Origin of the sequence: Oscillibacter sp. CU971 (genome assembly GCF_905219725.1) — a bacterium.
GTDB lineage: Bacteria > Bacillota > Clostridia > Oscillospirales > Oscillospiraceae > Oscillibacter.
This window is the reverse complement of record NZ_CAJMXG010000225.1, coordinates 1-4,588: the sequence shown is the minus strand read 5'-3', so window position 1 is coordinate 4,588 and position 4,588 is coordinate 1. Positions and strand designations below refer to the sequence as shown.

Sequence of the window (4,588 nt, the reverse complement as noted above, 5' to 3'; positions counted from 1 at the left end):
GAGGACGCCACCCCCGCCGACCTGGCCGCCGGGGCGGTGAACCTGGTGCTCCAGGCCATCGGCACCATGACGGTGCTGGCCTGCCGGTGCTGCGGGGCGGACACGGTGGTCCTCACCGGCTCCGTCACCACGCTGTCCCAGGCCCAGCCCAACTTCGAGAACTTCCAGCGGCTCTACGGCATCCGCTACGTCATCCCGGAGCGGGCCACCTTCGCAACGGCCATCGGCGCGGGGCTCTACAGCCTGGAGCAAAAGGCGGTGGGGTGATGGACCTGGAAGCCCTGCGCCTGGCGGAGGCCTTCTTCGCCCGAAAGCCCCAGGCCCTGCCCTCTGTCCGTTCCTTCCTCCTGGGGGCCCTGGAGCGCTGGCCGGAGACGGAAATCGTCACACAGAAATCCCAGGTGGGCCTCCGGGACCCCCGGCCCTACTGCGCCCTGACGGCCCCGGGGAAGCGCGTCAAGGGCAGGCCCGCCCCCGGGGCCCTGCTGTCCCTGTTCCTCCCCCGGCCTCTGGAGACGGACCTCCTCCTTATGGCGGTGGAGGCGTATCCCGGGCGGTTCACCAACCATCTGATTCTTCCGGAGACTTTCCCCCCGTCCCTTTGGGACTGGACCGGCGAGGCCCGGCGTTTTCGCTGCGGAAAGGATTGAGAAGGACTCTTGCAAAATCCGGCAAACCGGGGTAACATAGAGACGGATATTACCGGGCGGCGCGCCCGGAAGACAGGAGAACACGACCATGAAACTCGCTCTGGTAATTATGGCGGCGGGCCTGGGCTCCCGCTACGGCGGCAGCAAGCAGGTGGACGGCATCGGCCCCCACGGGGAAATTCTCATGGAATACTCCATCCACGACGCCCTCCGGGCGGGCTTCGGCAAGGTGGTGTTCATCATCAAGCCGGAGATGCGGGAGATGATGGAGGCGCGCTGCGGCTATCTCCGCCGCCGGACCACACCGGACGGCAGCCCCGTGGAGGTGGAATACGTCTTTCAGGACTTCTCCTCCATTCCCGCTTTTTACCCCATCCCGGCGGAGAGGACCCGGCCCTTCGGCACGGTCCACGCCCTGCTCTGCGCGGAGGGCACGGTGCGGGAACCCTGCTGCGTCATCAACGCCGACGACTTCTACGGCTTCGACGCCTACCGCCAGATGGCACAGGCCCTGCGCCGCCTGCCGGAGGAGGGCCGCGCCGCCATGGTGGGCTATCTTTTGAAAAACACCGCCAGCCTTCACGGCACCGTCACCCGCGGGCTGTGCGCCGGGCGGGAGGGCATTCTGGAAAGCGTCCGGGAAACCCGGAACATCCAGCTCTACCCGGACGGCTCCCTCCGGGACCTGGGGACGGGCCTGGACCTGGACCCGGACGCAGTGGTGTCCATGAATTTCTGGGGGTTCATGCCCTCCATCTTCTCCGTCCTCCGGCGGGACTTCGAGGACTTCCTCCGCGCCGCCGGAGACGATCTCCGGGCCGAGCGGCTTTTGCCCGAGATGGTGGACGAGCAGCTCCGCCGGGGAGCGTTGGAGGTCTCCCTCCTCTCCTCCGCCGGGCAGTGGTTCGGCATGACCTACCGGGAGGACCGGGAGGCCGTGGCCCAGGCCCTGCTGCGGCTCCACGAGAGCGGGGAATACCCGCGGAGCCTTCGGGACTGACCGCGGCATATTCGGCGGCGGCCCCGTGTATACTGGATAGGATTGGAAAGACGGAGACATTTTGTCACCAAAATTTTAACAAATTGTTTCGACTTTTTTCGATGGTTTTCGCGTATAATAAAAGAGAGGCTTTCCCGCACCACGGCGGGATGACGATAGATGAGGAAGGGATACGTTTATGGAGGGAAAACGGGAACGGGTCCGCAGGCGCCGCCTGCCCGGCGTCATGGCCGCCCTGGCGGCGGCCACGCTGCTGCTGACCACCGGCGCGTCCGGCGGCACGGCGGTGAGCTCCCCGCTGGCGGAGGCGGCGGAGCCGGTGCCATACAAGGCGGCCCCCGCCGCCGGAAAAATCGGAACGGGAACGGAGGCCAGGGCCAAGGCCCTGCCGGAGGAGACGGAGTCCCTGCCCTGCCCCCTGCCGGAAACGGAGGCGGTGGAGGATACATATTTTGACGGCGCCGTCTTCCTGGGGGACTCCCGGACGGAAGGATTGTCCCTCTACAGCGGCTTGAAGACCGGGTATTTCTACACCGCCGTGGGGGCTACGGTGGAGTCCGTCTTCTCGAAGAAGAATTTTGAGACGGAGGGCGGGGAAAAGGTCCCCCTGCTGGACGCGGTGGCGGAGCAGGACTGTGACAAAATCTACATCATGCTGGGCATCAACGAGCTGGGCTGGAGCAAGGTCAAGACCTTCCACGACCAGTATGCCAAGCTTGTCGACCGGGTCCGGGCGGACCACCCGGAGGCGAAAATCGTCCTCCAGTCCATTCCCCCCGTCAGCGCCAAGCAGGAGGCCAAAAAAACCTACGTCAACAACGCCCGCATTGCCGAATACAACGGGGTCATCCAAGCCCTGGCGGAGGAAAAGGAATGCTATTTCCTGGATGTGGCGGCCTGCCTCACCGGGGGGGACGGCCTTCTGCCCAAGGACTTAAACTTCGACGGCATCCACTTGAACCCCGCCGGGTGCAAGGTCTGGCTGAACTATCTGCGGACCCACAGCCTGGAGGAGGAGGCCATCGCCGCCGCCATGAAGAAGGACTGAAGGGGTTCCACGCGCGTCAAAAAGGCAGAGACGATTCGTCTCTGCCTTTTTTCCGTCTTAAAACGCCGGGGCCGCCGTCACACCACGGCCTTGGCCCGTCTTCCCAGCCGCTCCGGGACGGGACGCTCCGCCGCGGCCCGGCGGGGCGCTTCCTCTGTCTCCGCCGCCCGCTCCGCCAGGCGCTCCCGGGCCACCGCCAGCATCAGCTTGATGCGGTTTTCCTGGTTCACCCGGGTGGCGCTGGGGTCGTAGTCAATGGGGGTGATGTTGGCCTGGGGATACAGCTCCCGGATTTTGTTGATCATGCCCTTGCCGCAGATGTGGTTGGGCAGGCACCCGAAGGGCTGGGCGCAGACGATGTTTTCATACCCCGCCCGGACCAGCTCGATCATCTCCGCCGTGAGGAGCCAGCCCTCCCCCATTTTGTCCCCGGTGCTGATCACCCCGTCGGTGAGCTTGATGAGCTCCCGGAACGGCAGGGGCGCGTGGTAGCCGTTATCCTTCAAAACCTGGATAACCACGCTTTCCATTCCCTCGATGTACTTAAGCACAAAATCGGATACGTGCTTTTCCAGGAAGGTCCCGCCGTAGAGCCGGGCGGTTTCCGAGGGGTTGTAGGCACAGTACTGCACAAAGCCCATCAGCCCCGGCAGGTTCACCTCGCAGTCCTGGGAGGCCAGGAACCGCTCCAGGTCGTTATTCCCCAGGGGGGAGTATTTGACGTAGATCTCACCGACCACGCCCACCTTCACCTTGGGGACCCGGCGGACGGAGATGGCGGCAAACTCCNGGGCAATGACGGGCANGGCCCCCTTCATCTCCCGGTTGGTCCAGCCCTTGTTCTCATGAATCCAGCCGCAGATGGTATCCAGCCACTTCTCCTGCAGCCGCTCCGCGTCCCCTTTTCGGACCTCGTAGGGCTCCGTCTGGGCCCGGAGGGCCGCCAGCAGATCGCCGTAGTAGATCACCGCCAGCAGCTTGCGCAGAAGATCCAGGGTCATGGGGAAGCCGGAGTCCTTCTCCAGGCCGGAGAAGTTCAGGCTCACCACCGGCACCTGGGGATAGCCCGCCTTCACCAGGGCTTTTCTCAGCAGGTGGATGTAGTTGGAGGCCCGGCAGCCTCCGCCGGTCTGGGTGATGATGAGGGCGGTATGATCCAGGTCGTACCGCCCGGAGGCCAGGGCGTCCANGAACTGGCCGATCACCAGCAGGGCCGGGTAGCAGGTGTCGTTATGTACGTACTTGAGCCCCAGCTCGCTGACCTGGCTGCCACAGTTCTCCAGCAGCTCGCAGGTGTAGCCCGCCTGCTCCATGACGGCCGCCAGGATGCGGAACTGCACCGGGGCCATGTTGGGGATGAGAATCTTGTGGGTCTTCTTCATCTCCGGTGTAAATTTGGGATAGTTCAAGGCTTCCATCGTGCTCTCACTCCTTTTCGTCCAAAGCGGCGAAGAGGCTCCGCAGGCGGATGCGCACCGCGCCCAGGTTGGTAATCTCGTCAATCTTCAATTCTGTGTACAGCTTTCCCCCGGCCTGTAAAATGGCCTGAGTCTCGTCGGTGGTGATGGCGTCCACGCCGCAGCCGAAGCTGACCAGCTGCACCAAATCGCAGTCTTGGTGTTCGCAGCAGTACCGGGCGGCGGCGTAGAGCCGGGAGTGGTAGGTCCACTGGTTCAAAACCGTGGTGGGNAATTTGTCCACCAGGCCGGAAACGGAATCCTCCGTCACCACCGCCGCGCCGAAGCGGGTAATCAGGGTGTCGATGCCGTGGTTGACCTCCGGGTCCACATGGTAGGGCCGCCCCGCCAGGACGATGACGCGCCGCCCCTCCGCCCGGGCCTGATTCATAATCCGGGCCCCTTCCCTGCGGATCTCCGCCATGTGGTGGGC

The 4,588-nt window shown here is 64.5% G+C and carries 5 protein-coding genes and 1 pseudogene; 4 read left to right on the top strand and 2 right to left on the bottom strand.

Annotation, left to right across the window (positions count from 1 at the left end; translation table 11 throughout):
* From JX325_RS12890 to JX325_RS12875, 4 genes and pseudogenes are all read left to right on the top strand, one after another.
* Nucleotides 1-267, top strand: a pseudogene (locus tag JX325_RS12890) (pantothenate kinase); the annotation flags it as partial.
* Complete coding sequence (locus tag JX325_RS12885; protein ID WP_204791510.1) at nucleotides 267-650, top strand: hypothetical protein; 384 nt, start codon at nucleotides 267-269, stop codon at nucleotides 648-650. The pseudogene JX325_RS12890 and the gene JX325_RS12885, both read left to right, overlap by 1 nt.
* An 88-nt stretch (nucleotides 651-738) precedes the next feature.
* Entirely contained in the window at nucleotides 739-1,650 is a 912-nt protein-coding gene (locus JX325_RS12880) for a sugar phosphate nucleotidyltransferase (RefSeq protein ID WP_204791509.1), read from the top strand.
* 178 nt (nucleotides 1,651-1,828) lie between these two features.
* Nucleotides 1,829-2,698, top strand: coding sequence for a GDSL-type esterase/lipase family protein (locus JX325_RS12875; RefSeq protein ID WP_204791508.1), 870 nt, complete (start codon nucleotides 1,829-1,831; stop codon nucleotides 2,696-2,698).
* 77 nt (nucleotides 2,699-2,775) lie between these two features.
* Here the strand turns inward: JX325_RS12875 and JX325_RS12870 are convergent, their stop codons facing one another.
* Together JX325_RS12870 and JX325_RS18480 are read right to left on the bottom strand one after the other, a co-directional pair.
* Nucleotides 2,776-4,116: a 2-hydroxyacyl-CoA dehydratase gene (locus tag JX325_RS12870; RefSeq protein WP_279380537.1), complete on the bottom strand. Its 1,341-nt coding sequence runs from the start codon at nucleotides 4,114-4,116 to the stop codon at nucleotides 2,776-2,778.
* Nucleotides 4,117-4,123: 7 nt separating this feature from the next.
* A partial coding sequence (locus JX325_RS18480; protein WP_204791507.1) for an acyl-CoA dehydratase activase-related protein occupies nucleotides 4,124-4,588 on the bottom strand: 465 nt, incomplete at its 5' end.

What these genes read in the sequence shown, in the direction of transcription:
- JX325_RS12880 (WP_204791509.1), top strand. Translation starts at nt 739, where the DNA reads ATGAAACTCGCTCTGGTAATTATGGCGGCGGGCCTGGGCTCCCGCTAC.
- JX325_RS12875 (WP_204791508.1), top strand. Translation starts at nt 1,829, where the DNA reads ATGGAGGGAAAACGGGAACGGGTCCGCAGGCGCCGCCTGCCCGGCGTC.
- JX325_RS12885 (WP_204791510.1), top strand. Translation starts at nt 267, where the DNA reads ATGGACCTGGAAGCCCTGCGCCTGGCGGAGGCCTTCTTCGCCCGAAAG.